The organism is Candidatus Poriferisodalis sp., from assembly GCF_965208895.1.
Classification (GTDB): Bacteria; Actinomycetota; Acidimicrobiia; order Acidimicrobiales; family Poriferisodalaceae; genus Poriferisodalis.
In genome coordinates this window covers 901,846-926,532 of the sequence record NZ_OZ242363.1, presented here as the reverse complement: position 1 = coordinate 926,532, position 24,687 = coordinate 901,846, and the positions used below count along the sequence as shown (strand labels likewise).

17 protein-coding genes are annotated in these 24,687 nt (G+C 70.0%); 6 read left to right on the top strand and 11 right to left on the bottom strand.

All coding sequences use genetic code 11. The features are described from left to right. The first annotated feature begins 12 nt into the window (after positions 1-12). A complete protein-coding gene (locus ACOGJB_RS04185) occupies positions 13-498 on the top strand; it encodes a hypothetical protein (RefSeq protein WP_419839559.1) in 486 nt (161 codons plus the stop codon). A 7-nt stretch (positions 499-505) separates the two neighbouring features. Here the strand turns inward: ACOGJB_RS04185 and ACOGJB_RS04180 are convergent, their stop codons facing one another. From ACOGJB_RS04180 to ACOGJB_RS04165, 4 genes are read right to left on the bottom strand one after another with little or no spacing between them, the layout of a single operon-like run. Then, on the bottom strand, positions 506-976 hold the full coding sequence (locus ACOGJB_RS04180; RefSeq protein WP_419839558.1) for a hypothetical protein: 471 nt from the start codon (positions 974-976) through the stop codon (positions 506-508). Between the two features lie 32 nt (positions 977-1,008). Beyond that, positions 1,009-1,494: a hypothetical protein gene (locus ACOGJB_RS04175; RefSeq protein WP_419839557.1), complete on the bottom strand. Its 486-nt coding sequence runs from the start codon at positions 1,492-1,494 to the stop codon at positions 1,009-1,011. Beyond that, a complete protein-coding gene (locus ACOGJB_RS04170; protein ID WP_419839556.1) occupies positions 1,491-2,201 on the bottom strand; it encodes a hypothetical protein in 711 nt (236 codons plus the stop codon). The genes ACOGJB_RS04175 and ACOGJB_RS04170 overlap by 4 nt, the downstream gene beginning before the upstream one ends. 53 nt (positions 2,202-2,254) lie before the next feature. Next, the gene (locus ACOGJB_RS04165; RefSeq protein ID WP_419839555.1) at positions 2,255-2,932 is read right to left on the bottom strand and encodes a hypothetical protein; all 678 of its coding nucleotides are present in this window, start codon (positions 2,930-2,932) and stop codon (positions 2,255-2,257) included. 12 nt (positions 2,933-2,944) lie between these two features. Between ACOGJB_RS04165 and ACOGJB_RS04160 the strand changes: the two genes are divergently transcribed. Then, entirely contained in the window at positions 2,945-3,586 is a 642-nt protein-coding gene (locus ACOGJB_RS04160; protein ID WP_419839554.1) for a hypothetical protein, read from the top strand. Between the two features lie 7 nt (positions 3,587-3,593). On the opposite strand, the gene ACOGJB_RS04155 is transcribed toward ACOGJB_RS04160, so the two are convergent. Genes ACOGJB_RS04155 through ACOGJB_RS04130 form a run of 6 tightly spaced genes read right to left on the bottom strand, consistent with a single transcriptional unit; the run spans position 3,594 to position 9,248 of the window. Further along, positions 3,594-4,226: a hypothetical protein gene (locus ACOGJB_RS04155; RefSeq protein ID WP_419839553.1), complete on the bottom strand. Its 633-nt coding sequence runs from the start codon at positions 4,224-4,226 to the stop codon at positions 3,594-3,596. A gap of 3 nt (positions 4,227-4,229) precedes the next feature. Then, positions 4,230-5,054: a hypothetical protein gene (locus ACOGJB_RS04150; RefSeq protein ID WP_419839552.1), complete on the bottom strand. Its 825-nt coding sequence runs from the start codon at positions 5,052-5,054 to the stop codon at positions 4,230-4,232. Next, positions 5,051-5,977, bottom strand: coding sequence for a type II secretion system F family protein (locus ACOGJB_RS04145; RefSeq protein ID WP_419839551.1), 927 nt, complete (start codon positions 5,975-5,977; stop codon positions 5,051-5,053). Before ACOGJB_RS04145 ends, ACOGJB_RS04150 begins: the two co-directional genes overlap by 4 nt. Before the next feature lie 3 nt (positions 5,978-5,980). Beyond that, entirely contained in the window at positions 5,981-7,258 is a 1,278-nt protein-coding gene (locus tag ACOGJB_RS04140; protein ID WP_419839550.1) for a CpaF family protein, read from the bottom strand. Next, the gene (locus tag ACOGJB_RS04135; protein WP_419839549.1) at positions 7,255-8,133 is read right to left on the bottom strand and encodes a hypothetical protein; all 879 of its coding nucleotides are present in this window, start codon (positions 8,131-8,133) and stop codon (positions 7,255-7,257) included. The genes ACOGJB_RS04140 and ACOGJB_RS04135 overlap by 4 nt, the downstream gene beginning before the upstream one ends. After that, entirely contained in the window at positions 8,133-9,248 is a 1,116-nt protein-coding gene (locus tag ACOGJB_RS04130) for an SAF domain-containing protein (RefSeq protein WP_419840678.1), read from the bottom strand. Before ACOGJB_RS04130 ends, ACOGJB_RS04135 begins: the two co-directional genes overlap by 1 nt. A 251-nt stretch (positions 9,249-9,499) precedes the next feature. On the opposite strand from ACOGJB_RS04130, the gene ACOGJB_RS04125 reads away from it, so the two are divergent. From ACOGJB_RS04125 to ACOGJB_RS04115, 3 genes are read left to right on the top strand one after another with little or no spacing between them, the layout of a single operon-like run. Then, positions 9,500-16,882, top strand: coding sequence for a phospholipase A2 (locus ACOGJB_RS04125; RefSeq protein ID WP_419839548.1), 7,383 nt, complete (start codon positions 9,500-9,502; stop codon positions 16,880-16,882). A 25-nt stretch (positions 16,883-16,907) separates the two neighbouring features. Then, the gene (locus tag ACOGJB_RS04120; protein WP_419839547.1) at positions 16,908-17,699 is read left to right on the top strand and encodes a hypothetical protein; all 792 of its coding nucleotides are present in this window, start codon (positions 16,908-16,910) and stop codon (positions 17,697-17,699) included. Continuing rightward, on the top strand, positions 17,681-18,253 hold the full coding sequence (locus ACOGJB_RS04115; protein ID WP_419839546.1) for an RDD family protein: 573 nt from the start codon (positions 17,681-17,683) through the stop codon (positions 18,251-18,253). Before ACOGJB_RS04120 ends, ACOGJB_RS04115 begins: the two co-directional genes overlap by 19 nt. Positions 18,254-18,326: 73 nt before the next feature. Here the strand turns inward: ACOGJB_RS04115 and ACOGJB_RS04110 are convergent, their stop codons facing one another. Continuing rightward, positions 18,327-18,461, bottom strand: a complete 135-nt coding sequence (locus ACOGJB_RS04110; protein WP_419839545.1) for a hypothetical protein — start codon at positions 18,459-18,461, stop codon at positions 18,327-18,329. A gap of 99 nt (positions 18,462-18,560) precedes the next feature. Here ACOGJB_RS04110 and ACOGJB_RS04105 point away from each other — a divergent pair, with 99 nt between their 5' ends. Beyond that, positions 18,561-24,623, top strand: coding sequence for a hypothetical protein (locus ACOGJB_RS04105; RefSeq protein WP_419839544.1), 6,063 nt, complete (start codon positions 18,561-18,563; stop codon positions 24,621-24,623). Positions 24,624-24,687 lie beyond the last annotated feature (64 nt).

Genomic DNA, 24,687 nt, shown 5'->3' with positions numbered 1-24,687 from the left:
CGGAGACGACTGATGCTCGGTGCTGGCCTCGGCAACAGGCGGCGCGAGCAAGGGCTGTCGTCGTTGGAGTGGCTGCTGCTGGCGGCGGCGTCTGCTGCGTTCGTGGCGACGGCGGTGGTGGTGGTGCAGTCGGTGGTGCGTGATGTCGGGATCGATGCGGGCGGTTTCAGTGCTCGTTTTCGGGCTGCGCGTATCGCGTCGGACACAGTGACGCGGGAGTGGCGGGCGCATCGTCCTGCGGGTCAGTTTGAGGCTGATGTGCTGAATCGGCGCTATGGCGAGCGTTGTGCCCGCTTGGGGATCACGTTCGCGGATACCGAGGCGTTGCCGGTGTGGAAGCCGGGTGTGGTGGCGGCGGGGGGCGGTTGGTTGGAGGTGCACAAGCTGCCGGTGTGCAGTGTGCGGAACGTCCGTGGCGAGCGTGAGCGTTTTCGTCCGTTCCGGACGATCGTCGATGGGTCCTCGTCGGGTGTGCCGGGCCGAGTTCAGATGGAGTGACGGGGGGTCAGCTTCTGCGTCTGCAGAAGGCTTGGGGCTTGCCGCTGGCGGGTGCCTTGATGTCTGCCTTGTTCAGTTCGGTGGTCGTGGGTTGTGTGGCGTCGGTGGCGCCGGTCGGCTTCTTGAAGATGGCTTCGACGTCGAGGTTGGTGTCGCTGTAGAGGATTTCGAGGCGTTCGCAGCGGGCGGTGAAGTAGAGCTCCCATCTTTGCCAGGTGTTGTAGCGGGCGTCGTCGGGCGATGCGGTGCGGGCTTCGCGGATGACGGTGTCGGCTGCGACGTTGGCTGCGGTGGCGCGTGCGCTGCTGCCGCCGAGTTGTTCGGCGGTGTCGTCGACGACGTTTTGGACGAGCACGACGGCGAGCGCGGCGAGTCCGGCGACGGCGGCGACGATGAGCAGCCATTCCAGGGTGGTGAGGCCGGCTTGGTCTCGGCTGGGGGTTCGGCGGGTCTGGCGGTGGGTGGTTGGTTTGGTCATGGGGGTGTTCCTTTGGTCGGTTTGTGGGTGGTTCATGGGATCGGTCCGGTGGCGGCGAGCCGTGTGGTGAGGACGAGCGCTGCGCCGAGCGCGAGGGCCGGTGCGCAGCGGACGCGTGCGCTTCGGCCACGGCGCAGCGCGGCGGCGAGCGCTTGGGGCCATGCGGCGATTGCTCCGGCCGTCAGTGCCCACCACGGCCACGCGGGTCCCCACCAGCTCGCCAGCAGGCTGTTGACGATGATGAGGCGGATGTCGCCGTAGCCGATGGCGTCGGGGCGGGTTCGGTAGGCGATCTCGGTGGCTGCGGTCACTGCGGCGGTGCCGGCGAGGGTGCGCAGGCCGCGGCCGGGGTCGCCGAGCGCGACGGTCGAGCATCCGAGCAGCGCGGCGATTGCGATGCCCGCGGTCCAGCAGGCTCGGCGGCTGATGATGGCGCTGCGCAGGTCTGTCCATGTTGCGTGCGCGGCGAGCAGCGACCAGATCCCGGCGGCGGCCCACACTGCGGCGGCGGCGTTCACTGGGTCTCGTTCTTGCTGTTGGGCGTGGCGGCCGAATCGTCGGGTGACGCGGCGGCGGCGTCGGGGTTGTCGGGGTTGTCGGGGTTGTCGGGTGTGTTGGGGTGCGGTTCGGGTGGGTGGGCGATCACTGCGACGTGGGCGCCGTGGCCGTGCAGTGTGCGGGTGCCGAACAGTCCGTGGGCGGGGGCTGTGGCGCCGTCGGTGAGGCAGGTGAGGTGGGTGGTGACGATCAGCACTCGTTGGGCGATGCCTGTGGCGGATTGAGCGGCGGTCACCTGCGCCGCGGTCTCGGTGACGATTCGGGTGCGTCGCGGTGCGGGCCCTGGTTCGTCGAGGCAGAGGTAGTCGAGGCCGGGCCGGGTGCCGATGACGGCTTGGGCCATGAGTTCGCGGCGCGTCGCGCTGTTGGGGTCCTCGGCGGGCTCGCCGTCGGCGGCTGTGTGTGCGCGCGGGTCGTTGCAGCACAGCGCGGCGGCGACTGCGGCTTCTTGTGCGGCGAGGCTGGTGACGAGCTCGGCGCGGGCGCTGCGTCCGGCCCACAAGATGAACAGCACCCCCAGGGCGAGCATCGGGGTCAGCGCCATCAGTTCCAGTGACGACGTCGAGCCGTGGTCGCCGCGGCCGGTTCGGCGTCGCCGTCCCGGCTCGGGTCCGGTGTCGTCGAGGCGGCGTTGTGGCCGGAGACGGGCAGGTGTCGTGACGCGCATCGGGTTGGTCAGTGGCCGAGGTCGGGCAGGTGTCGTGACGCGCATCGGGCCGCTCAGCTGCCGAACGCGGTGCGGGTGGGGAGCGATTCGGCGAACTGTCTTGCCGTGGCGCCGCCTCGGGGGTGGGCATGGAGCGGCTCGAGGTTGAGCAGGCTGCCGCAGGCCGGATCGGCAATGGCCTCCGCACCGGCGGTGACGCGAGTCGCCGCGACGGTCTCTGCAGCGATTCGCAGGCCGCGTGGCCACACCTGCGAGGCGGCCCAGTCGGCGGTCGCCCAGTCGGCCGCTAGCCCGAGATGGACGGCGTCGGTGACGAGGGTTCGGCCTCCTGGGTGGCACGGCAGACTGACCGGGTGATTGCTGTGGGAATTGGTCGCAGATGTGTATGCGCTGCTGTAGAAGCCGGTGAGCGTGTTGCCGTCGAGACCCCGTGCGGACAGGCCTGCGAGCAGGGACTCTGTGAGTGCTTCGCAGGCAGGCCGCAGTTCAGGTTCCAGCGCCGCCAGCTCGTCGTCGGGCGTGTCCCCCCGAGACGGGGCGCAGTCGGGGAAGAACCAGCCGACGTCGCCGTGGGCGCGTGCTTGGGCGTCGCGCCACACCACAGCGAGCGACGCAAGGTTGTCCGCGGCGGCATCGACCGCCGATTCGGCTGCGAGCAGTCGCGGTGCCGCAGCGGCAACCACTGCGGCGAGCACGAAGACCGGCACCATCAGCACGACCAGCAGCGTCACGGCGCCGCCGGTGTGGTCACGGCCGCGCCGTGTGCGCGGCGCCGATCGAACCCAGGCGATCATCGGCGGTTTCGGGGCGCTCGCAGCGATGAGCGCGGCGAACTGCTGCCGCTGCTGATCCTGTGGCCCCCGATCTTGGTGCTGCTGCTGATCCTCGCAGCCCACGCGTTCTTGGTCACGGGGGCGAGGGCGCAGGCTGACGCGGCGGCCTCTGCGGGTCTGCGCGCCGCATGGGAGGCGGCCGGCGACATCGGATTGGCGTACGCCGACGACGGCAGCCCGTTCGTCGGCGCCGAACCGCATCCGCGTGTTTCGGTGATGTCCGCTGCAGCGAACGATGCGGTCGCGCGGACGGCATCGGGCAGTGCCCCAGGGTGGCGATGGTGGACCCCTGGCGCGGTGACGGTGCGCAGTGATTGGTGCCACGGCGGCGCCGACGCGGGTTTGCGGCCGGGCCCGGGCGAGCCGGGCTGGCTGCGCGTGGTCGTGTCGGGCGATGTGTTCGGGCCGTTCAGCGCCCTGTGGCCAGGCCGGCTCGACCAGGTCCATGCCGCGGCGGCGGGCCCAGCCGTGCTGGTGCCGCCGTCGGCCGATTCGGCGGGCGTCGACGGCGAGCTGCTGGCGTCGGTGCCCGCCGAGCTTCCCGCGTGCTGAGCGGCGGTCATGGCGCGCGATGGCCGATCTGGCACACCCAGCGTCCGTCGGTGAGCGCCGGCGCGCCGGCGTCGTCATCAGCAGGTGCCGGCGCGGTCTCGACTGTGGGCGCCGTTATGACAGGTTCTCGGGTTGTCCCCGAATCGACTGTGATCGGCGGCGGCTCGATGTCGGCCGCGGTGGCTGGCGTGAGAGCTGGAATGTCGACCCCCACGGCCACCCAGACCCAGTCGGCGGACCCGACGACATCGGGGTAGGCAGTTTCGAGGGTCTCGCATTGCGCGGAGAGCGTGTCGAGCCGTGCTTGGGCGGCTGCCTCGCGTCCGGGATCGCCTGACGCATGCTCTAGGGCGATCAGCGCGGCGATCGCGTTGTCGGAGATGCGGGCTGCGGCGATGCCGGCGTCGATGAGCCTCGCGTCGGCGTCGGCGTCGGCGTCGGCGCTGTGGTGGGCTGAGGCCGTTTGGTCGATGAGAGCGTGGAACCCGATGGCCATGGCTGCGGCGAATCCGCCTGCGGCTGCGACGACGAGCAGCCATTCGAGGGTCACGAGGCCTGCGAGGCTGCGTTCGGGAACGCCGCGGGACTCATCGCAGAGTGCGGCGCGGCCCGCGTCGGCGGCTTGGGGGCGTGGTGTCATTGCTCAGGGGGTGGGGGTGACGGTGCCGCCGGTGAGCGACACGAACGGCGGGTAGATGAGGATCGCTGCGAGCGCGAGCGCCACAGCGGTGGCGGGCAGCACGATGATCTGGTTGCGGCGCTCGGCGGCTTCTCGTTCGCGCTGCATCGTGTCGCGCCATAGGTTGTCGGCTGCGGCCAGCACGGCGTCGGCCATGCGGGTGCCGCGGCGGGCGGCGAGCCCGAAGGCGCCGACTGCTTGGCTGAGGCTGGTCAGGCGGTAGCGCTCGACGAGTCCGGCCAGGCCGTCGGATGCGGGACGGCGATCGTTCTGGGCGCCGAGCAGGTGCCGGTGCAGCAGCCGCCACGTAGGGCGCCGGCCGGCCTGGGCGGCGATCAGCATCGCGTTGGCGGGTTCGGCGCCTGCGGCGACCTGCTGGGCCGCCAGCACGATCCACAGCCGGACGACTTGATCGAATTCGGTGCGAGCGCGTTTGGCGGCGTCTTTGACCCCTTGGCAGGGCACCAGCCATCCCGTCAGCGCGAACGCCGTCACAGCGGCGATCGCCGCCGTGGTCGTGTTCGTCCGCCATGCGGCGGCGACGGCGCCTGCGCTCAGCCCGCCGGCCAAGCCGGCGATGCGTTGGGCCAGATACTTGGGCGGGGTGACCCCGGCGAGCAGCAGATCGGCGGCTCGGTTCGGCTTGGGCTGGGGCACCAGTTCGCGGATGCGGGCGGCTGTTGTGCGCAGCGGTCTCGTGGTCGGCTGTGGCAGGAGTGCTGCGGCCGCGAGCGAGACGCCGCAGGCGAAGCCCGTCGCGCCCAGCGCTGCTTCGAGAACGGTGTTCACAGCGGATCAGGGGCGCGTCGGGTGCGCTCGGGAGCGACCAGCGCCGACGGCTCGGCGCGCACGACTGAGTGGCGCACCAGGAACGCAGTGGCGCCCAGGAGCACGAAAGCGATGAGCAGCAGCACTGCTTGGCCGGTGGGGGTGCGGTAGGGCTCGAAATAGGCGGGGTTGTTGCGGTACATCAGCACCAGCACGGCGCCGGCGAGCGCGAGCAGCGCAATGGTCTGGGTCCACAGCTGCACGACGGCTTCGGTGCGTGTGCGGTGCAAGGCGACGATGTCGCCGATGCGCCCGGCGAGGTCGCCCAGCGGCCCTGCCAGCGGCCCGCCTGATGACGCGGCGATGCGCAAGCCGGCAGCCACCTCGGGTTCCCACGCCCGCCCGAGGGCCGCGAGCTCGTCCATTGCAGCGCGCAGGCCGACCAGGCGGGCGGTCCGCGCAGCGCGGGTGACGGTGTCTGCGATCTGCGGCGGGGCGTGCTCAGTGCTGGCCGCCAGCGCATCCCCGAGCCCGGCGCCCGAGCGGGCCAGCTCGGCAAGCTGCCGTGTCCAGGTCTGCCATGCCAGTGCTTCTGCGGTCTGGCGCCGCCGCCGCGCCGGCGCCGCGACGAACGGCGGCAGCAGCGCCCCGAGGCCGCCGACGAGCACGGACATGCCCCACAGCCGCGTCGCCCACCAGCCGACGCCGATGCCGCCGGCCGTGGCGACGGCTTGGACGACCCACAGCCTCGCGAAACCGGCATGAGTCGTCGCCCGCTTGTGCTGTTGCGGCTCGCTCGGCGCCGACCCGCAGGACTCCTCGGCGAGCGGCTCTGTCGCCGAGACCGAGTCGGCGCCCCATGGCGGACGGCGCCGCAGGGCCGCCGCGGCCAGCACGGCGCCGAGCGCGAACGCCACGCCGAATCCCGCCACGCCCGCCGTCACCGCTCAGGCGTCCTGGGGCCGGGCCGTGGCGTCGGCGCCGCTGCCGGAGAGACGCTCGGCCAGCTCGGGGCTGCGGGGGCGGCCGACCGGCTCGAGCGGGCCGGTGCGATGGCGGCGCGCGTAGAGGTCGTGGGTGTCGAACCGGTCGTCGGGTGCGCCGAGCACTTCGGTGATCCGGCGGACGCCTCGGAAGCCGGTGCGGGGGTCGGCGCCCATGTGCACGACGAGGTGGATCACGTCGGCGGTTTCTTGGACCAGCGCCGACTGGGCGCCGGCCAGTCCCGACGCCATGCAGTAGCGGACGAGACGCGCGAGGGCCTGGCGGGGCGACGACGCGTGGATGGTGGCCATGGATCCGTCCGAGCCGGTGCCGCATGCCGACAGGAACGTGGCAGCTTCGGGTCCGCGCAGCTCCCCGACGATCACCCGGTCCGCGCCTGAGCGCAGCGACCGGCGGGCGAGCTCTTCCATGGTGATCTCGCCCTCGCCGTCGCTGTTGGGCTCGCGGGTCTCCGCGGCGAACGTGTAGGCGTGGGTCTCGTCGAGGAACAGCTCGAAGGTCTGCTCGAGGGTGCACACCACCTCATGAGCGCCGATCTCGCCCAGCAGCGCACGCAGCAGCGTCGTCTTTCCCGACCCCAGCGCCCCGCAGATCAGCACATTGGCCGGCGCCGGCGGGCGAACCGCCGCAGCCAGGAACTCTGCAGCCTCCGCGCTCAGCGAGCCGCCCGCCGCGAGGTCGTCGAGGCGCACCACCCGGTGGCGATGGCGCCGCACGGTGAGATACGGGGCGCCGCACACCTCCATCGCGGCGAAGATCCGCTCGCCGCTGCGCAGACGCAGGTCCAGCAGCGGCGCGGACGCATCGAAGCGCCGTCCGGTCTGCCCGTGGGTGACCGCCAGATGCGCGACGAACCCGATCATCTCCTGCGCGTCCGCGAACAGCGGCGCCGCGATCTGCTCCTGGCGGCCGCCGGTGAGGCCCAGCAGGCCGAGATGCGGCCCGAACAGCCAGATGTTCTCCACGTCGTCGCGGCGCAGCAAGCCCTCCAGCGGTCCCGCGCCCAGCAGCTCTTCGAGCCGGCTGTCGAGCCACGACGCCTCCTCGTCGCTCAGCGACTCGCCGCGGGCATCGAGCGCTTCGGCCTCTCGCTCGCGGGCGATGCGCGCCGCGATCTGCCGGCACGCCTCGTCGACCGCAGCCAGCGGCCCGGCCGCGTCCAGCCGGTAGCTCTGGACCTCGGCGTGCACTTCGCTCCAGATCGACGCTGCCAAGCTCATCCGCGCGCTCCCATCGCCGCTGCGCCCGCAGTCGCGCTGCCCACGGTCGCCGCAACCGCCGCCGCACATTCCTGCGACGCCGATCCGTTGGCGCCCCTGTGCCGCGGTGCGGCGCGCTCTGCCACGGCCCCCAGACGTTCGGCGACGTCGGCGACGCCGTCGAGCAGCACCCGGTCGCGGCCGCGAGGGCGTGCCCCCAGCAGGCAGGCCGGACGAGCCCGGCCGACGCCGCCGACCAGCGGGGCGCTCGACGCCGCAGCATCACACCAGAGGCCGCCCGGGCCTGCCCATTCGGTCCCTGCCGTGCGCAGCGTGACCTCGGGGTCGGGCGCGAATCGCAGCCAGAACGCAGCACCCACGGCGCGCAGCCCGCCCACAGGCACAGTGCCCGGCGTCACCGCCAGCACCACACGCTGCGATGCCGCGCGGATCAGCGGCTCGTATGACCGAACCGTCGGCCCCGGCATCGACACGATGACTGCCCAGCGCAGCGCCAGCCCGGCCAGTTCGGTGCAGCGGTCAGCAAGCCAGCCCGCCGCGCGACGCGCGCCGTCGGGATGGGCCGGCGCCCCCAGCAGACGCACCGAGCCATCGCCGCGAGCCGGCAGATGCCAGCTATGGCCCATGACGCTGTCGGCGCACAGCGGCGTGCGCGAAGCGATCAGCGACGGCAGGCCCCGCCGCGCGGGCGGCAGCGCCACACGGGCCGCGGCGCCGACGCGCTCACACAGTCCGGTGCCGTGCGCGTCCGCGTCCACCAACAGCACGTCTCGGCCGGCGCCGGCCCACAGCCGGGCGACCGCCACCGCCACTGCGCCGGCATCCAGCCCCGCCACGACAGGGCCCGTGCCGTCCGCGTCGCGGACTGCCAGCATCAGCCCTGCTCCCATGCTCGCCGCCACCGCTCGTCGAGCTCTTCGGCGACAGCGTCGGTGTCGGTGCCGGCCGGAACGCGCAGCACCATCGGGGCCGCGCCCAGCCGCTCGGGCAGCGAGCGCCACCACACCCACTCGGCTGGCTGCGCCCACACACCCACCACACCGTCCTGGTAGTGCTCCAGGCGCATGGCGCGCAGCACCGAGCGAGGCCGCCCTCCGTCTGCGCTGCCACGGGGCGCTCCGGGGTCGATCAGCAGCACCAGGTCGCCCTGCGCGACGCTCGAAGGGGCCAAGCTCAAGTCGACCGGCGTCAGCACTTCGAGCTCGCCCGGCGCTGCCCGGTCGCGCCATCCCGCGCCGAACGGCTGCAACGCGGCGGCCTCCTGGCTATAGGAGGCCGCCCACAGCGCGTCGAGCTCGGATGCCAACCCGGCCGAGTCGCCGCCCAGCGGCACCGGCAGCACCATCGGCACAGCGCCCAGCTCTGTAGGCAGTGCCCGCCACCACACCCACTGCGCGGGCGGCACGAACAAGCGCATCGCGGACCCGTCGAAGGCGGTGAGCTCGAGCGCGCGGATCACCGAGCGGGGCCGTCCCGGCCGTTCTCGTGACGGCGCCGCGCCGGGATCGACGAGCAGCACCATTTCGCCTTCGCGCACACCCGACGGCGCGAGGCTGGTGTCGATCTGCACCACGACCTCGAGCAGGTCCCCGAACGCGCCGACCGACGGCTCGACCAACAGATGAGCGCCCACCAGCGACCCCGCCGGCACTGCATGCGTGATGGCGAGCCCCGCCAGTGCCTCCGGCGCACCAGGAGTCCACCGCAGGTGGGGGACGTCTCCCACCAGAACCTCAGCCGCCGCCACATCGGCGACGCTGAGCACATGGCCCCGGGGCAGATCCCGGGCTGTGACCACCACAGCTATGCGCTCGTCGAACGCAGCAGCGGTCGCCCAGAACCCCGCCGCGCTGGCTGTCATCAGCGCCGCACCGGCGAGCCCCAGCAGGGCCCGCTTGGCCGCGCGCGACAGACGCCGGCGTGTCCGCGTCGGCGTAGCAGCCCCGCCAGCAACAGCCGGCTGCGACGGCGCCACGACAGCCTCAGCCATCACGCAATGCAGCCGCTGCGACGCAGCCGAAGCCGAGTCCGCGGAACTCTGGGTTGTTGACAGCGATGCTGTCGCGGGTTACCTTGCTCCGCTCATGACACGGACCCGCCGAACAACCGACCCCAATTGCGGGGGGGGGGGGGGGTCATAGAAATTCCCCGCCGCGCCGCGCGAGACGTCCGCGTCCGCGGCGCGACAGCCGGCTGGGCTGGGCCGGCCGGCTGCTGATCGCGACCCTCGCCGCGACCTCGGTGATCTCCGGCATCGGCGCGGTGCCGACCCTCGAGCGCACCGACAGCGACGGCGACGGCGCCGAGGAACTCGGCATCGAAATGAGCAGCCTCGCGGGCGCAGCGGGCGCGGCTGTGTCGTCGGGGACGCCCGGGCTGAGCTGCCCCGCCGGCATGGTGCTCGACGGGAACCTGTGCAAGACCCCGGTCACCGAGTCCGTCGAGGCGGACCGCGTCTGCGCTCAGGACGGCTACGTGCTGGTCACCGAGACCGCCGAGGGGCTGACTTCTCATAGCTGCCAGAAGACTGTACCGGCGCACTGCACAGACGGCAAGATACTGCACGAGGGCCAGTGCCAGACCCGCACCGTCGACCAGCGCGACGCGAACTGGACGTGCAGCGAAGGCACCCTCGAGACGACGTTCCTGGACCCCGGCTACGCCTACTCGTGCAAGATCGCCGTCTCCCCGCCCCAGTGCCCCGACCCCCAGAGCTACCGCACCGCGCCCAGCGTCGGCTGCTACGAGCAAGTCTCCTTCCACGAGACGCAGGACTACACATGGGCATGCAGCGCGGGCACTTTGGTGTCGACGTTCCTCGATCCCGGCTACAGCCATTCATGCAAGATCGCGCACGCGAAGCCGCAGTGCCCCGACGGGGAGACCTACCGCAACAGCCGCTGCGAGACCCAGGAGGACTACTACCGCACCCGCGGCTATGAATGGACCTGCGGCGTCGGCACCAAGGTGACGACATCGGGCGAGCACGGGACATCGTATTCGTGCAAGATCGCGCTCAGCCCGCCGACATGCCCCGACGGGGAGACCTACCGCAACAGCCGCTGCGAGACCCAGGAGGACTACTACCGCACCCGCGGCTATGAGTGGAGGTGCAGCCAGGGCGTGCGGGTGGTCACCTCGGGCGAGCACGGCACGGCCTATTCGTGCAGGATCGCGCTCAGCCCGCCGACGTGCCCGGCCGGGGAGACCTACCGCAACAATCGCTGCGAGGAACAGCACACCTATTACCGCACCCGCGGCTATGAGTGGAAGTGCAGTGTCGGCACGCGGGTGACGACGTCCGGGGAGCACGGGACGTCGTATTCGTGCAGGATCGCGCTCAGCCCGCCGACATGCCCCAACGGGGAGACCTATCGCAACAATCGCTGCGAGACCCAGCAGACCTACTACGACTCGCGGCCGTACCGGTACACGTGCCCGTCGGGCTACACGCTGAAGACAACCACGATCCCTCCGACGTGCACCAAAACCGAGACCTACCGCAAGAAGGTGTGCAGCTACGACCCGATCGCCGGCCAGCAGTGCTGGTGGGAGAACCGCACCCGCACCCTCACCAAGCCGGCGGCCCAGACGTGCCCGTCGGGCTACTCGCCCGACGGCACCGGCTGCACCGCGGACCGTGCCTCCAAGCGATGGGTCAAAACCGCCAGCGCCCCGACCAGGCACCGCTACGTGCCGGCCGTGCGATCGTGCATCGCGGACTACTCGCCTGCGGGGTCGCTGTGCCGGGCCGACAAAGCGTCGACACGATGGGTCAAAACCGCCAGCGCCCCGACCAGGCACCGCTACGTGCCCGCCGCGAAGTCGTGCATCTCGGGGTATTCAGACAACGGCGTCCAGTGCCGGGCCGACAAGGCGTCGACACGATGGGTCAAAACCGCCAGCACCCCGGCCAAGTTCCGCTATGTGCCGGCTGCGAAGTCGTGCCTGTCGGGGTATTCAGACAACGGCGTCCAGTGCCGGGCCGACAAGGCGTCGACACGATGGGTCGAGACTGGCAGCGCCCCGGCCAAGTTCCGTTATGTGCCTGCCGTGAAGTCGTGCCCGGCGGGCTGGTCCGACAGCGGCGCCCGGTGCGAGTCCGACACGGCGTCGGCGCGGTGGGATCGCACCTCGAGCGTGCCGGTCACGAGCCGCACCGCAGCGGCGGTGCGTTCTTGCGACGCGGGGTTTGCGTGGAATGCCGCTGCGGGCAAGTGCGACAAGACGACCTATTCGGACCCGACCGGGCCGCTGACCAGGCTGGTCGGCGATCCTCCGCAGGTGTCATGCCGCGACGGCTACAGCCCTGCGGGCGGCGGGCGCTGCACCCGCACCACCCTGGGCGAGCCCACCGCGGTGCCGACCGGCGCGGGCTGCATCAGCGACCTGGGCACCCTCGCAGCAGGCAGCATCTCGCGCAGCGGCACGCTGGGCGCGGGCTGCACGTCGCTGCGCCGCGGCGACGCGCAGTCCCCGCACTGGGCGCGCCGGTTCTCGCTGCGGGTCGCCGCGGCGTCGACTGCGACGTTCACGGTGTCGTCGTCGTCGGCGGACGTGTTCGTCTATGTGCTGTCAGGGTCGGGCACCGCGGTCGTCGAGGTCGCGTCCGACGACGACTCGGGCGCAGGCACCGACGCGAAGGTCGCAGACGTCGCTCTCGCCGCGGGCGTCACCTACACCGTGGAGGTCACCACCCCCACAGCCAACATCGCCGGCGCGTTCGCTCTCACTGCCGCGATCGCCGCTGTCGAGGCGCCGGTGGCGATCAGCGGCCTCGCCGACACCACCCGCTCCGGCGCAGGCACCGTCGCGGTGGCCGCCGCGTTCGCCGTGGAGCCCGCCGCCGCTGTTTGCACCGCCACAGCCGACGCAGCCGGGGTCGCCCCGAAAGTGGCCGTCGGCCCTGCCGCGCACCAGCGCACCGTCACGGTGACCGCGGCGGCGCCGTTCAGCCACACTGTCACGGTGACCTGCGACGCGCCGGGCCGCACCGCCACAAAGGCGGCTGTGACGCTCGCCGCGGTCGCGCAGCAGGTGCGCATCAGCGGCCTCGACGACAGCGTCCCCTCCAGGGCCACCACCACCGGCGGCGTCGCCTACGCCGTCGACGTGTTCACCGTCGAGCCCGCCTCAGCACGCTGCACCGGCACCGCGAACGGCCGCGGCGCGGCCGCCCCGCAGGTCAGCAGCCGCGGCGGCACCGGAACCGTGGTGGTACGCCTGTCGCCCGCCGGCGCCGCCACCGTCACGGTCACCTGCACCGCCCCCGGACACAGCCCCGGCGTCGCCCGGGCACTGTTCTCCTACAGCCCGCGTCCCCGCATCGCCAACGTCACCGCAGCATTCGCCCCCAACAGCGCCTGCACCACGACCGCACCCGACCGACACGACACCACCGACACTGATGCCGATGCCGTGCACTGGTGCACGCTCGCCCGAGGAGCAGCGCTGGTTGCGACCTTGACCGCGGTCGCCGACCACGCCACCATCGCCGCCGCATGGGACACCGACAGCGCCGTCACCGCCACGCCCGCACCGGCGGCAGCCGCCACACCGGTCATCGGCCCCGACAACACCGCCACCGGCGACTGGCACACCACCGCCACAGCCACGCTTCGCTGCACGACAGACGGCGCCGCCACCGCGACCCTCACCGCCGGCGTCCGCCCCGCCGTCGGCACCCACACCACCGCCGTCCATATCGACTGCCAGGCCCCCGTGCGGATCGACGGACTCGACGACGCCGCCGGCTACGGCAAAACAGGCGCCGCCGTGACGGTCGCGGAGGAGTTCACCGTCACCCCCGCCGACGCGCAATGCACCGCCGCCCCTGCCGGCACGGTCACCGCGCCCGACCCTGCCCTGCCCCAGCACCGGCTGCTGAGCGCCGAGGTGACCGCCGGCGCCACGGTCACGGTCACCGTTGCCTGCACCGCCGACGGCTACGCCGACAGCAGCCAGGACGTCGAGCTCGCTGTTGAGGAGGCGACGCTGAGCGTGGTGGTCAGCGCGAAGACCTGCGCTGAGGTGTCGCCTGCGCCGGCGGATGCCGATGCGGGGTATCGGTGCGTGCTGTCCGACGGGCACCGGCTGACGCTCACCGCGACCGCGGATGCCAGCGTGCGCGATGTGTCGATCGGCTGGTCCGCGGCGGCGGGGGCGACGCTGAGCCGACGCGTCACGAACGCAATCGCGGCGGTCGCGGCGCCCGGCGGGGAGCTCACCGGGACCTGGCGCCGCGTCGGCACCGCGGCGGTCGAGTGCTCTTCGGACGCGGAGGTCACGCTCACCGTGACGCTGGGGTCGGGCGCCGCTGTGGTGACCCGCACGACCGTGGTGGCCGTGGACTGCGAGCAGCAGGGCTCGATCTCGGGTTTCGAGGACGCCGCGGCGGCAGGCACAGCCACGGTGACGGCCGCTGACGGGTTCACTGTCAAGCCCGCGTCCGCGAAGTGCACAGCGGAGCCGGCGTCGGCGAAGGTGACCGCTGGGATCGGCGGCAGCCGCACGGTGTCGCTGGGCCTGTCGGCGGTGCCCGGCGAGGACGTGTCCGAGGCGGTGCGCGTGGACTGCACCCCGCCCGGCCACGCCCCGGTCACCGCCACGGCGACGTTCACGGCGGCCTACGCCGACTCCTGCGACGACCCGCTGGGAGCGCTCGCGGACGGCCTCACGGCCCGCTCGGGCACGGTCGCGAGAAACACGGCGTGCATCTCGCCTCAGCGGGTGCGCGACGGCGGCAGCGCCAAGCGGTACTGGGCGCGCCGCCACACGTTCACCCTCGGCCTTCCCGCGGTGCTGCGCGTCGACGCTGCCTCGCCGACCCGGAACGGCCTCGACGCCTACGTGCTGGTGCTCGAGGGCCATGCCCAGGACGGCACCGGAACCGTGCTGGGCCGCGACGACAACTCAGGGCTCCGCAGCGGCGCCCGCGTGGCTGGGCTGCGGCTCGAGCCGGGCGACTACACCATCGAGGTCACCACCGCCAAAAGACGCCACACCGGCGACTACCGTCTGCGGGTCCAGGCCCGCCTCGGGGTGCTCATCGACGACCTCCACGGCAGCTCCCGCATCGGGACCGGCACTGCTGTGGACCATTTCACGGTGCTGCCCCCCGACGCGGCATGCACCCCCGACACCGGCACCGTCACCGACCTCGGCGACGGGCAGCGCGCCCTCACCGCGGACCTCGCCGCTGTGGGCAGCACCACGATCACGGTCACCTGCCGCCGCGCCGGCTACCGCACCGCTGCCGCCACTGCGACGCTGACCGCTCTCGACCCCATAGACGACGTCGCCGTCAAGGCCGCTTCCGGCGGGACATGCACCGAGCACCACGGCACGCTCGATGACGGCGTCGACAGCGAATACATGTGCACCATGACCCGCGGCGAGACCATGACCCTGCAAGCCGACGCCACGAGCCCGTCCACGCGGACCGTGCTGGGCTGGGCCGCCGCCGGGGTGCGGGCAGTCCCCGACCTGGGAGACCTCGACGCGTCGGTGGTCGGCGACACGGTGACATTCACACGCACCGGCACCGCTACGGTGACCTGCACCGACCACGGCCGCATCACCATCACAGCGAGGATCGGCGTCGCCGTGCACCACACCACCGAGGTCGCCGTCACCTGCCAGCCTCCCGTGCAGATCACGAACTACACCCCGGGCATCCGCAACGGGCCCGGCCCCGTCACCGGCACCTACAACGTCACCCCGCCCAGTGCACACTGCACGGCCCGCAACGCCGGCGGCATCACAGGAACACCCACACCAGGGGGCACCGGCACCGCCCGCACCGTCACGGTGACCACCACCGCCACCGGCACGCTCGACATCGAAATCGAATGCGAAGCCGACCATCACACGACCACCACAGCCACCGCACAATTCCGGGCCGACGACCAAGCCGCGTGCAGCACCGCTCTGGGGGTGCTGTGGCATGGCTCCATCGCTCGCACGGGGACGCTGAGCACGGCGAGCTGCGTGTCGGACAAGCGGACGCCGAGCTCGGGGACGTTTCACGCGGACCGCTACACGTTCACCATGGCAACCGCAGGCTGGGTCACCATCGACATGGAGGGCACCGGGACGGGCGCGGACAAGCTCGACACCTACCTGGTGGTGCTGTACGGGCACGGCTCGGGCGGCGTCGAGCGCATCCGCGACGACGACTCAGGCGGCGACGGCGACGCCCGAGTCTCTGATGTGCTGCTCGCCGCGGGCCGCTACACGATCGAGGCAACCACCGCCTCCAACACAGCGCAGGGCGCGTACCGGCTGCGCGTCCAAGGCGACTTCGCCGTGCGCGCCCCCGACCAGCCTGTGCGCCCCCTCGTCATCGACGCCCGAGTCGGCCAGCCGATCACCCGCACCTGGGCCCACCAGCCCGCAACCGCCGCGGTGACCGTGCAATCAGTGAGCCCCGAAGGGCTCGACGCGTCAATCGTCAGCGACGACGGGCAAGCGACCCTCACCGCCAGCCCCGCCCTCGCAGGCGAATACACCGTCACCGTCGCCTACACCGCATCAGGACACACCAGCACCCAAACCACGATCATCGACGCCGACTGCCCGCCCAGACACATCGAGACCAAAACACGCACCTGCATACCCATCGCCACCGCACTCCCCACCGGCTGCACCCCAACAGCGCTACACGACGGGAGAATTTGGGGTCGGAAGTTGTGGGGGACTACGTTCGGGTCCTATAGCTCCAGCGCCTTGGAACAATGCATGTCGCTGAGCCAGGACGGGCGGGCGCTGTATCACAGTTTCTCGATTCCACGTCGGCTGCCGGTCAGCTTTCGACTGGACGCGCTCAAGCCCGACGATCCGCCCAATCACCTGGCGCCTCTCGGCGGGACTGCCTATCTGCATGAGGGCGGAGGCGCTCCCTCGATGACGCTCTGGCTCCAGATGGGAGCAGGCGACGCGTCCAGCCTGAGATTCAAGGCCACGTCGAGATCAACATCCAGCAGGACCCCGTTACTGGAACAGACACTGGGTGCGGGCGATTACATTCTCGAACTCGCTCCATCCAGCACAGTCGCAGCACACGGCCAACTTCAGCTGAGAACCACAATGCCGACGGCTGAAAGACAGCACGAAGAGGTTCAGCGCTTCGGACACACGGGTGATGTTCCCAACCAGTTGACGCTTGCCGAATTCGTGGCGACAAGGGCAGATGAGCACCTCAGTTATCCTTACCTCACATGGACTTCCGATGACTGTACTGCGGTCCGAGATGAGTGGGTTTATTGGCGTGAAGCAACGCCCGCGGATTATGCAGCCAATCAGAACACAGGCAGATGGGTGAGTATCACTCTTCCGGTGTATTGGGCATGTTGGAGGCATGACTTCAATTGGCGCAATCTTGCACGCATTGAGCATTTTGTCGACCTGCTCGTTGATTCGTGGAATAAGCAAGCGAGAGACGATTCCGACGATCAATTTGAATTGGACCTCCGCGTCATTTGCGACGAGTTTCTGCAAACAAGCCTCTGGTACAACGCCAAGAGGAAGTGTTATAGCAACGCTTGGGCGTACAGGTTCGGCGTCGCCAATCTCGCATGGGTGACACCATCACCTGATATCGGACCGCCTGAACGCATCGAATAGATACCTTCAGACATAGGACGTGTGAATGGATTACATTATCCAATTGGAGGCCATTAGATTGATCGAATATGCAACGCAAGAGCGTTCCGTGACAGCAGCGCGGTTACGGGCACTTCGGCAAATTGCGCAGAGCTGGCGACAATCCACATCCACAGATCAGCATCTGGATTATACGCCACGAACAAGACTGTCACAGACCACCAACGAAGTTCTCGGCCCGGTCACTGAACGGTATCGTTCGGCTGGGTGGAGGACCGTTAATCTGCTGGGCGGTGCAGCGCTAGTGTTGAGCGGCATCGCATGCACTTCCGCTGAGTCGGGCGACCGGCTGACCGATGTGTTAGTGAATGATGAGGTGATAGCCGAGTTGCGATATGATCCGACGGTGGTCCTTGGTTCCTCTCAATCAGAATCGGTATCGACTGTTGTGCTCAACGTCGAGGAATTTGTTTCGGAAATCGTAAGTTCCGAGGAAGGATGGCCGTCCTGGCTCTCGATCGGTGAGTCGACAATCGATTCAACTGTCGGAGAGGCTGAATACGATGCGCACATAGCGCTCGATTGGCTACATCGATACTTGCCAGCTGAAACTCAAGAAGGCAATGGCACATATGTGTGGGCATTGTACTGGACATTGGCGATGCCCCCAGCCCAAGTTCAATTGGCGATCCTTGAACGAGAGTTTGGGGTCGGAGAACTAGCTGAGCAAAACATCGCTGAGTTTCGGGCGCGCTATCCAGAGTATCTAGCGGAATTGGCAAGAGCGTGGTTAGCTGTCAACTCAGAGCACCGCCCGGGATGGCTCAGAGTCGAGTAGCCGTGAGCAGTAGCTGGAATCTCGAGGGCTGGGACGGCACCAGCAGGGTCTCGCTCACGCAGAGACGAGTAGCGGCCCGTGCGATCGATCTAGCAATTACGGGCATGTTGACACTAGTGTTGGCGTCTGCATCTGGCATGGTCTTGGCGCGAGATGACCCGGAATCATGGGGTTTGTGGACCTTTATGATCTATCCGGTGCTGTGGACCTGTTTGATGTTTGTGTCTGACGCTGTCGGGGTTGGGCTATACGGGAGCACAATGGGCAAGCGGCTTCAGGCGATACGGGTGATACGAGTCGCCAACGGCACCGTTCCAGGTTGGAGGTGCGCGCTAGGTCGCGCTTACACCGAACCGCTCGTGTTCATCGCTGTCGTCTGGGCGCCGCTGCTCCTGGTAAGAGTTGTGTGGCCGATTTTCTTTGTCAGTACATGGCTAGCCTGGGCGATATCTTGCCTGTGGTCGCTGGCGTCTATCCGTCAACTTGAAGGTCGAAGCAGCCGTGACAAGCGCGCCGGGACAGTTGTGGTCTTCACACCGCCAAGATCGCCGTAACCTGCTTGCCGCCGGTGCAGATCACGAACTACACGCCCGGCACACGCAACGGGCCCGGCCCCATCACCGGCACCTACAACGTCGCACCCGCCGCCGCGGACTGCACCGCCCGCAACGCCGGCGGCATCTCGGGAACGCCTGTGCCCGGCGGGACAGGCACCGTCCGCACCGTCGCGGTGACCGCCACCGGCACCGGCACGCTCGACATCGAAGTCGAATGCGAAGCCGACCATCACGCGACAAGCACCGCCACCGCACAGTTCCGGGCTGACGACGAAGCGGCGTGCAGCACCGAGCTGGGGGTGCTGTGGCATGGCAGCATCGCTCGCAGTGGGACGCTGAGCACGGCGAGCTGTGTCTCGGACAAGCGGACGCCGAGCTCGGGACGTTCCACGCGGACCGCTACACGTTCACCATGGCCACCGCGGGCTGGGTCACCATCGACTTGGAGGGCGCCGGGACGGGCCCCGAAAAGCTCGACACCTATCTGCTGTTGCTGTACGGGCACGGCTCGGGCGGCGTCGAGCGCAGCCGCGACGACGACTCAGGCGGCGACGGCGACGCCCGAGCCGCCGATGTGCTGCTCGCGGCAGGCCGCTACACGATCGAGGCCACCACCGCCTCCAACGCAGCAGTCGGCGCGTACCGGCTGCGCATCGGAGGCGACTTCGCTGCGCGCCCCCGACCAGCCTGTGCGCCCCCGCGCCACAGTCGGGCAGCAGATCGCCCGCACCTGGGCCCACCAGCCCGCAACCGCCAAGGTCACCGTGCAATCGGTCGCACCCGACGGGCTCGACGCGTCAATCGTCAGCGACGACGGACTGGCGACCCTCACCGCCAGCCCCGCCCGCGCAGGCGAATACACCGTCACCGTCGCCTACACCGCCAGCGGGCACACCAGCACCAAGACCACGGTCATCGACGCCGACTGCCCACCCAGACACGTCACGACCGACACACGCACCTGCACCCCACTCGCCACCGCCAACCCTGCCCGATGCTGCTTGAAAAAACTCAGGACCTGTCGCGCGAAGTCAGACGCAACACATCAGCCGATGCAGGCTTTGTCCCAGTGGCGGGTGTGGGTCGCGGTGGCGGCGAGGATCGCTGTTTGGAGAGGGCTGCGGCGGGTGGTGAATCAATCGCGGGTCAGCAGTGCTGGTGGGAGAACCGCACCCGCACCCTCACCGAGCCGGCGGCCCAGACGTGCCCGTCGGGCTTCTCGCCCGACGGCGCCGGCTGCACCGCGGACCGTGCCTCCAAGCGGTGGGTCCGCACCGCCAGCGCCCCGGCCAAGTTCCGCTATGTGCCGGCTGCGAAGTCGTGCCCTGCGGGGTATTCCGACGACGGCGCCCGCTGCGAGTCCGACACGGCGTTGACACGGTGGGACCGCACCTCCAGCGCGCCGGTCACGAGCCGCACCGCGGACGCGGTGCGTTCCTGCGACGCGGGCTTCGCGTGGAACGACACGGCCGGCAAGTGTCACAAGACGACCTATTCGGACCCGACGGCGCCGCTGACCAGGCTGGTCGGCGATCCCCCGCAGGCGTCATGCCGCGACGGCTACGACCCCGCCGCCGGCGGACGCTGCACCCGCACCACCCTCGGCGAGCCCACCGCGGTGCCCACCGGCGCGGGCTGCAACAGCGACCTGGGCACCCTCGCAGCAGGCAGCATCTCGCGCAGCGCCACGCTGGGGGCCGGCTGCACGTCGCTGCGCCGCGGCGACGCGCAGTCCCCGCACTGGGCGCGCCGGTTCTCGCTGCGGGTCGCCGCAGCGTCCACCGCCACGTTCACGGCGTCGTCGTCGGCAGCGGACACGTTCGTCTACGTGCTGACAGGGTCGGGCACCGACGTCGCCGAGATCGCATCCGACGACGACTCGGGCACAGGCACCGACGCGAAGGTCGCAGATGTCGCCTTGGCGGCCGGCACGACCTACACCGTCGAGGTCACCACCGCCGCAGCCAACACCGCCGGCGCGTTCACCCTCACCGCCGCGTTCACCGCTGTCGAGGCGCCGGTGGCGATTAGCGGCCTCGCCGACACCACCAAGGCCGGCGCCGGCACCGTCGCGGTGGCCGCCGCGTTCGCCGTGGAGCCCGCCGCCGCTGTTTGCACCGCCACAGCCGACACGCCCAGAGTCGCCCCGAAAGTGACCGTCGGCTCCGCTGCGCACCAGCGCACCGTCACCGTCACCGCGGCGGCGCCGTTCAGCCACACTGTCACGGTGACCTGCGACGCGCCGGGCCGCACCGCCACAAAGGCGGCTGTGACGCTCGCCGCGGTCGCACAGCAGGTGCGCATCAGCGGCCTCGACGACAGCGTCCCCTCCAGGGCCACCACCACCGGCGGCGTCGCCTACGCCGTCGACGTGTTCACCGTCGAGCCCGCCTCAGCACGCTGCACCGGCACCGCGAACGGCCGCGGCGCGGCCGCCCCGCAGATCAGCAGCCGCGGCGGCACCGGAACCGTGGTGGTACGCCTGTCGCCCGGCGCCGCCGCCACCGTCACGGTCACCTGCACCGCCCCCGGACACAGCCCCGGCGTCGCCCAAGCACTGTTCTCATGGGCGCCGCGACCCCAAATCGCCGCCGTCACCGCAGCATTCGCTCCCCAAGACGCCTGCACCGCAACCGCATCCGACAAAAGCGAAGACGCCGACGCGGACGTCGCTTACCGGTGCGTGCTCGCCCAAGGAGCAGCACTGGTTGCGACCCTGACCGCGGTCGCCGACCACGCCACGATCGCCGCCGCATGGGACACCGATAGCGCCGTCGCCGCCGCCCCCGCACCGGCGGCAGCCCCGGTACCGGTCATCGGCCCCGACAACGCTGCCACCGGCGACTGGCACCTCACCGCCACGGCCACGCTCGGCTGCACCGCAGACGGCACCGCCACCGCGACGGTCACCGCCGGCGTCCGCCCGGCCACCGGCACCCACACCACCGCCGTCCATATCGACTGCCAGGCCCCCGTGCGGATCGACGGCCTCGACGACGCCGCCGGCTACGCCAAGACAGGCGCCGCCGTGACGGTCGCGGAGGAGTTCACCGTCACCCCCGCCGACGCCGAGTGCGCCGCCGCCCCGGTCGGCACCGTCGCCGTGCCCGACCCCGCCCGGCCCCAGCACCGGCGACTCACAGCAGAGGTGACCGTCGGTGCCACGGTCACAGTCACCGTTGCCTGCACCGCGGACGGCTACGCCGACAGCAGCCAGGACGTCGAGCTGTCGGGGGTGGCCTCGGACTGCGATGATCCCTTGGGCAGCGTGATCCACGGCGTCACCGTGCGCGAAGGCACTGTCGCCAACGACCCCGGGTGCGTCTCGGCGGGCCGCGGCCTGAGCGGCGTGTTCTTTGCGCGTCGTCACACGTTCACCCTCGACGCTGCGGCGAGGGTCACCGTCGACGTCTCAGGCGAAGCAGGCCTCGACGCCTATGTGGTGCTGTACCGGGGCCACGACGCCGCGGCGGCAGCGGTGCTGCGCCGCGACGACAACTCGGGTCCCAGCAGCGATCCCCGCCTGCGCGGCGTGCGCCTCGCCGCGGGCGACTACACGATCGAGGCCACCACCGCCCAAGCGCAAGCAACAGGCAGCTACCGGATGTCGGTGAGCGCCGTGTACGTCTCTCCGGTGCGCATCAGCGGCCTCGCCGATGCCGCTGATGCGGGCACCGGCGCGGTGACAGTCTCAGAGCCGTTCACCGTCACACCCGCCGCAGCCGAATGCACCGCCTCGCCGCCGGCGGCTTCTGTGGCCGCGGGCAGCGGCCGGCGGCGCACCGTGTCCGCCGCGCTCGACGGGCCCGGATCGCTGAGGGTCACCGTGACGTGCACCGCGGCGCGCCGCGGCCCCGCCCAGGCCGATGTCGTGCTCACCCACGCCGGGGCGCTCACCTCCATCGCTGCACGCATCACCGCAGGCGGCGGCGAATGCACCGCAACAAGGGCGCCCCGACGAGTCGACGCCGCGTACCGGTGCACCATCGGGCGCGGAAACACCGTCACCGTCGCCGCCGACACCGCAGCCACCGGACCCACCCTCCACACCGCCTGGACCGCCACAGGCGGCATCAGCCTCGCATCGCCCGCCCAGCGCGGCGCGGTGCCGCTGTTCGCGCCCGACAACACCGTCGCCGGATGGCAGCGCACCGCGACGGCCCAGCTCGAATGCACCGCGAACGGGACCGCCACCGCCGCCGCCGCCCTGCCAGGCACCACCGCCAAGAAAACAGCACGGCTCGCCGTCACCTGCGCCGACGCCGTGCGCATCGACGGCCTCGCCGACACCGCCGACAACGGCACCGGCACCCTCACCGTCGCCCGCGGCTTCACCGTCACCCCCGCCGACGCCGCATGCACAGCCGACCCCACAACCGCCACCGTCACCGCCGGCGCCGCCAGCGCCCGCACGCTCAGCGCCCGCGTCGCCGTGCCCGGCACGCTCGATGTGACCGTCACCTGCAAAGCCGCCGGCCACGCCGACGGCGTCCGGCGGGTCGCCCTCACCGCGGCACGGCCCTGCTCAGAGCATCTGGGCACGCTCGCCACAGGCACCGTCGCACGCAGCGGCGCCATCGCCGACGACGGCTGCGTCGCCAAGGCGCGGCTGCCGCGCACCGCCACCGTGTTCTACGCCGCCCGACGCGCCCACTGGGCCAAACGGCACACCTTCACCCTCAACACGTCCGGCTGGGTCACCGTCAGCATCGACAACGCTCCCGCCAACACCGAGCCGCTCGACACCTACGCAGTGCTGCTCAAAGACGACGGCGCCAAAGGCACCGTCATCGCACGCAACGACAACCGCAGCAGACGCCGAACCGACGCCCGCCTCACCGACCTGTTCCTGCAGCCCGGCAGCTACACCATCGAAGCCACCACCAAGCAACCCCAAACCGCCGGCAACTACACGCTGCGGGTCGACGTCACCGTAACCGGACTCAAGCGGCAGTATGACGTGACCGTCGACGAGACGCTCACAATCGGGTTCGAAGCGGGCGACCGCGTGGCAAGCGTGCGGTCGATCACGCCGCCGACGCTGGAGTGGTCGACAGGGCGCACTGGAGGTCACAACTACTTGGCGGTGACAGCAGACATGGCGGGCACGCATCGGGTCGTGATGACGCTGACGAGACCGTCGTCAACAGCGGAACCGGCCCAGGTGGAGTTCAACGTCAAGGCGGCGTGCGATGACGGCCTCTCGACCAGCACCCGAAATGGTCATCTGTGCGTGCGCACCGCCGCGCAGACGCCTCCCACGAACTATCCCGAAGATCGTGTCACTGAGATTGACCGAGGCTATAAGTATCCGGTCACCTTGGGGACGCTATGGGGAGTGACGAGAGTCGCTAAAGACGCACGCGACGCCTACATGAACCCTTCGCCGGGCATCACCCGAGACTGTACTCCCACAGCCAATCGGCTCGCCGCGATCATGCTCGCGGTTCCATTGTTCGAGGTGCCCAACATCGAGAACAACACGTACCTGCGCTACCCGGCGCGATCTCCGATGGCGCTATCGCGCTGGGACCGCAGCAGCGTCTTGTACTCGAACAACAATGCGCGTCCCCCTGCGCGGGCTTTCTGGAACCCTGGCGTCGGCTTGTGGCAACTGGACGACACATGGACCGCCGCGGTGCTTGCGCTCAGTCACGCCGAGCGAGCGGAAATCCATATCGGCGGGCGGCACGTTGCCGATTACTTGGCTAGTCTGCTCTGCAAAAGGCCTGAAGGCGACATCGAGGAAGAACTTAAGAAATTCTTGGATCCACCGTGGCTGGCATGTGTCGACAAGGATAAGGTACCGCGTGAACACCGCTGCTATGAATGGTCGTACCTAAAGTTGTGGGTGAAGGCCACCGACGATTTGCACGTCACCTCATATAGCACCAAGTACCCGGGCGGCACGCTGGACTACCGGTCTGACTTCAGCACCAGCGGAGGCCTCTCAAAGCTGAAGTGTCGCTGGGGCACGAGCAGCAGATCGTTCCCATGCTGGTTCTACGACACCGAGAACGAGGAAGGCTGGATGCTGGACGAGGACCCTGCCGCGGCCACAACCGATCAGAGTCCGTTGGCAGCGCCATTCATGTCGTTCGTCGATGACAGAAACAGGTTCGCGGTGTTCCCTGAGTCGTTCCTCAATTCCCAGACGACGCTGATCAAATCGGTTCCCGTGAACAAGAATGTTCGAATGGCAGGAAACGCGACGTGGCACGCTGACCGCTACGCAGGTGCCGCGTTGCAGGTGGAGATCTGCCGAGTGGTCGCCGTCGAAGCGGGAAGCGTTTGCGATTGGGTCAGCACTATTCTCAACAGTGGCCCGCACACTTTCGCGAAGAAGCTGCGTGATGCCGGGCATTGAGCGCGCGTGTCACCGTCTCTCTCTGCTGCGTCCTCAGAGAATGCTCGGCTTTGCGACAGTTATG

Coding starts and splice junctions, on each gene's coding strand:
- ACOGJB_RS04185 (WP_419839559.1), top strand. CDS start 13: ATGCTCGGTGCTGGCCTCGGCAACAGGCGGCGCGAGCAAGGGCTGTCG.
- ACOGJB_RS04180 (WP_419839558.1), bottom strand. CDS start 976: ATGACCAAACCAACCACCCACCGCCAGACCCGCCGAACCCCCAGCCGA.
- ACOGJB_RS04170 (WP_419839556.1), bottom strand. CDS start 2,201: ATGCGCGTCACGACACCTGCCCGTCTCCGGCCACAACGCCGCCTCGAC.
- ACOGJB_RS04155 (WP_419839553.1), bottom strand. CDS start 4,226: ATGACACCACGCCCCCAAGCCGCCGACGCGGGCCGCGCCGCACTCTGC.
- ACOGJB_RS04140 (WP_419839550.1), bottom strand. CDS start 7,258: ATGAGCTTGGCAGCGTCGATCTGGAGCGAAGTGCACGCCGAGGTCCAG.
- ACOGJB_RS04135 (WP_419839549.1), bottom strand. CDS start 8,133: ATGCTGGCAGTCCGCGACGCGGACGGCACGGGCCCTGTCGTGGCGGGG.
- ACOGJB_RS04130 (WP_419840678.1), bottom strand. CDS start 9,248: ATGGCTGAGGCTGTCGTGGCGCCGTCGCAGCCGGCTGTTGCTGGCGGG.
- ACOGJB_RS04120 (WP_419839547.1), top strand. CDS start 16,908: ATGGATTACATTATCCAATTGGAGGCCATTAGATTGATCGAATATGCA.
- ACOGJB_RS04115 (WP_419839546.1), top strand. CDS start 17,681: ATGGCTCAGAGTCGAGTAGCCGTGAGCAGTAGCTGGAATCTCGAGGGC.
- ACOGJB_RS04110 (WP_419839545.1), bottom strand. CDS start 18,461: ATGTCGAGCGTGCCGGTGCCGGTGGCGGTCACCGCGACGGTGCGGACG.